We start from the raw sequence: 3,857 nt of genomic DNA on the forward strand, positions 1-3,857 counted from the left end.
CCACCGAGGTCCAAACGCGCCTTATCGTCGGCCGCGTCAGATGTGGATAAGAGACAGGGGAGAGGCCCACTGCACCCCGGACGGGGGAGCGGGCGGCTTATTCACGCCGGGCCGTTTCTCCTCGGCCGGGCCGCTGGGGGCGCGCTTGAGCGCGTGGCGTGCCGGAGCGCCGGTGGCGTACCGGCCACCGCGATCGGGCCGCCGCGAGGCGCACGCGCCTGGTGCCGCGTGGGCCGTCCACGGCTTTCGCGCCAGCCGCGCGGGCCGCTCAGCGGAGCGCGGTCTTCTTCGCCTTGGCCTTCGCCTGGCGCTTCATGGGGCGCGATGGCGGCTCCGTGCGGGCCACGGCCGCGCCCTCCGGCGTCACCGGCGTGGGGGACAGCCGCAGCGTGACGCGCCGGTTGCTGGCGCGGTGGGGCGGGCTGTCGTTGGGGACCAGGGGCCGGTACGCGGCGTGGCCCGTGGCGCTCAGGCGCTCCGGAGCCAGTCCCTCGCGCTCGCCCAGCTGGCGCACCACCGCCACGGCCCGCGCGGCGGACAGCTCCCACGCGGTGGTGGCGGGGCCGCCGGGCCCGGCGGGGAGCACCTCGTCGGTGTGGGCCTCCACCGCAACGCGGTGGTCCGCGAGCGGGCTTCGGAACACGGCCGCGGCCTGCTTCAACACGGCGGCCCCTTCCGGGGTGAGCGCCGTGCTCGCGGGCGCGAAGAGGAGCCGCTCGGACACCTCCACGCGCAGGGCGTCGTCCTCCAGGGCCAGCGCCACGTCGCCCGCCTTGAGCGCGTCCTTCAGCGACCTCCCCAGCGCCTCGAGCGCCGCCTCGCGCCGCGCCTGCTGCGCCTCCGCGCTCTTCGCCTGGAGCTCCGCCGCGGCGCCGCCCCACTCCTGCGCCTGCTGCTGCCGCTCCAGCGCGCGCAGCCTCCGCTCCATGGCCTGCCGCAGCGTCTGCAATTGCGCGACGTGGGCCTCGGACTCGGTGGCCTCGCGCTCCAGCTGTGCGCTCCGGGCCTCCAGCGCCTGGAGCGAGCGCGAGCCCAGCCACGCGCCCGTGGAGGCCACCACCGCCGCGACGGCCAGCAGCCCCCAGGGCAGCCACCGCCAGCGTCCGAGCGCTGCTTCGGTCCGCGCGTCGTCCATGGCCCCCAAGGGTAATGGCCCCCTGGGGGTGGGCGGCAAGGTGGGCGCCGTGCGACACCGCCCGCCTGCCTCAGCCCGGTGCCGTCCCGGACGGTTTCTTCCACTGGGGCAGGTGCAGCACGAAGCGCGAGCCGGGCCCGCCCTCCGCCGGCGCCTCCACGAACAGGTCGCCGCCGTGCGCGCGGGCGAGCTGCCGGGAGATGTAGAGGCCCAGGCCCAGGCTCGCGCGCGCGTGCTGGCCGGTGTTGCGCGCGAAGCGCTCGAAGATGCGCTCGCGTGCCTCCGGCGGGATGCCGGGGCCCCAGTCCCGCACGGCGATGACGGCCATGTCGCCTTCGCGCTCCACGTGCAATTCCACCGGAAGGCCCGGCGCGTACTTCATCGCGTTGGTGAGCAGGTTCATCAGCACCTGCTCCACGCGCGGCCGGTCCGCCAGCGCCACCACCGGCGCGTCCGCGTGCACCACCGCCACGCAGCCCGCGGTGGCCAGCGCCTCCTCCATCCGCGCCACCAGCGCGTGCACCAGCGAGGACAGCTCCACCGCGCCCAGCTCCAGCGCCATCTGCCCCGTGCCCAGCCGCGCCACGTCGAACAGGTGCGCCACCAGCCGCGTCAGCCGGTCCGCCTGCCGCAGCGCCCCCGCGAGCCCCTGGTCCAGCCGCTCCGACTCCCCCGGCGGCAGCTTGTCCAGCGTGCGCTGCAGCGACGACAGCTGCAGGTGCAGCGCGGACAGGGGCGTGCGCAGCTCGTGCGTCGCCACCGCCACGAACTCGTCGCGCGCGGCCACGGCCTGCTCCGCCTGCCGGTACAGCCGCGCGTTGTCCACCGCCAGCGCCGCGCGCCACGCCAGGTCCTCCAGCTGCGACAGGTCCCGCATGCTGAAGCGCCGCGTGGGCGAGCACGTCGCGGCGCTCACGATGCCCAGCGTGCGCCCGCGCGCCATCAGCGGGACGACCATCACCGAGCGCGGCCGCAGCCCCTCCAGGACCTCCCGGTGCGCGTCGTTGACGGCGAAGGCGCCCATGGCGGCCTCGTCCACCTCGGCCACCAGCTCCGAGCGCCCCGTCTCCAGCACGCGGCGCAGGACGGTGGGGGTGCCCCGGGACGGCGCGTAGGGCATGGACTTCTCCAGCTGGGTCTGGAGCACGTCGTCGCGGGCGCGGCGCTCCACGCGCTCCAGGTGCTCGCCGTCCTCGCCCAGCATGTCCACCAGGCAGTAGTCCGCCAGCTGCGCCACCACCAGCTGCGCCACGTTGCGCACGGTGGTGCGCCAGTCCAGGGACGTGGCCAGCTGGGTGGTCGCGTCCGTGAGGAAGCGCAGGTGGTCCTCCATGCGGCGCTGCTCGGTGATTTCGCGCACCACGCCCCCCACGCCCAGCAGCTCCGTGCCGGAGCGCACGGGGAAGTACGTGGCCAGGAAGGTGCGCGGCTCCGGGCCCGCGACGTACTCCACCGGGTCGTCCACCACGGCCTCCTGCGACTCCAGCACCTGGCGCAGCAGGTCCTCGATGGGGGTGCCCGCCTCGCCCATCAATTCGCGGGGCGTGAGGCCCAGGTGCTTCTCCAGGGGGATGCCGTTGTTCTCCGCGACGACCTTGTTGAGCCGCACGTAGCGCAGGTCCTGGTTCACGAAGCCCATGCCCACCGGCGACGCGGCGAAGAAGGCCTCCAGCATGGCCGCGGACGCGTCGCGCTCGCGCAGGGCCTCGCGGGCCTCGCGGTACAGCCGGGCGCTCTCCACCGCCAGGGCCGCGCGGCGCGCGAACTCCGTGGCGTACCCCAGGTCGCGCCGGGTATAGCGGCGCGCGGGGGACGCGGAGACCAGGTTGATGATGCCAAAGCGCCGCCGGCCCACCGCCAGGGGCAACAACATGGAAGAGCGCGGCGCCAGCGTCTCCAGCAGCCGGCGGTGCTCGGGCGAGCGGGCCACGTCGTCCAGCCACTGGGGCGTGATGTCCGCGACGAGCACGGGCTTGCCCCGCGCGAACACCCGGGCGAGCGGCGTGTCCGAGCCGGTTCGCGGCGGAAAGCCCAGCGTCTGGTCGAGCAGCTCCTGCTTCCGCGGGTCCCTGGCGCTGAGCGCGAGCCGGTGCAGTGCGCCGTCGGGCCCCAGCACGTCCACCATGCAGTAGTCCGCCCACTCCAACGTGGCCAGCCGCGCCACGGCCTTGAGCGTCGTCTCCCAGTCCAGGGACTCGGCGAGCAGCCGGGAGGCCTCGCTGACGAAGAACTCCGCGCGCTCGGTGGCCTTGCGCTCGGTGATGTCCACGTTGATGTTCACCGCGCCCACCAGCTGGCCCTCGGCCGAGTACAGCGGCGCGGCGGAGTTGAGGATGGTGCGGCGCGCGCCGTCCTTCCCGACGATGTCCACCTCCTCGTTGGACACGGTCTGCCGGCTCTTCAGCGTGCGCGCCACGGCCCACTCCTCGCCGCGCAGCCGCTTGCTGGTGCCGGGCCAGTACGCCTCGAAGGTGCCGAAGTTCTCCAGCCGCATCCCCGCCAGCGGGGCCTGTCCCCACAGCGCGCTGGCGGCGGCGTTGGCCGCGAGCAGGCGGCCCGCCGTGTCCACGATGACCACCCCCACGGGCAGCAGCTGCAGCACCGTGCGCAGCCATTCGTGCGGCACGGGTGTGGACTCCGCCAGAAAGGTGCCAGTCGGCTCGGACATGAGCGCGGAGCCCCCCTCCCCCGCGGGAGATTCAAGGGTGGGGGTCTGTCTCTT

The 3,857-nt window shown here is 74.7% G+C and carries 2 protein-coding genes; both read right to left on the reverse strand.

All coding sequences use genetic code 11. The features are described 5' to 3' along the window. Positions 1 to 268: 268 nt before the first annotated feature. Positions 269 to 1,135, reverse strand: coding sequence for an OmpA/MotB family protein (locus D7W79_RS39865; protein ID WP_120530440.1), 867 nt, complete (start codon positions 1,133 to 1,135; stop codon positions 269 to 271). Positions 1,136 to 1,205: 70 nt separating this feature from the next. Beyond that, positions 1,206 to 3,803, reverse strand: coding sequence for a sensor histidine kinase (locus D7W79_RS45975; RefSeq protein ID WP_120530441.1), 2,598 nt, complete (start codon positions 3,801 to 3,803; stop codon positions 1,206 to 1,208). Between the last annotated feature and the right edge of the window lie 54 nt (positions 3,804 to 3,857).

Source organism: Corallococcus exercitus (assembly GCF_003611585.1).
GTDB lineage: Bacteria > Myxococcota > Myxococcia > Myxococcales > Myxococcaceae > Corallococcus > Corallococcus exercitus.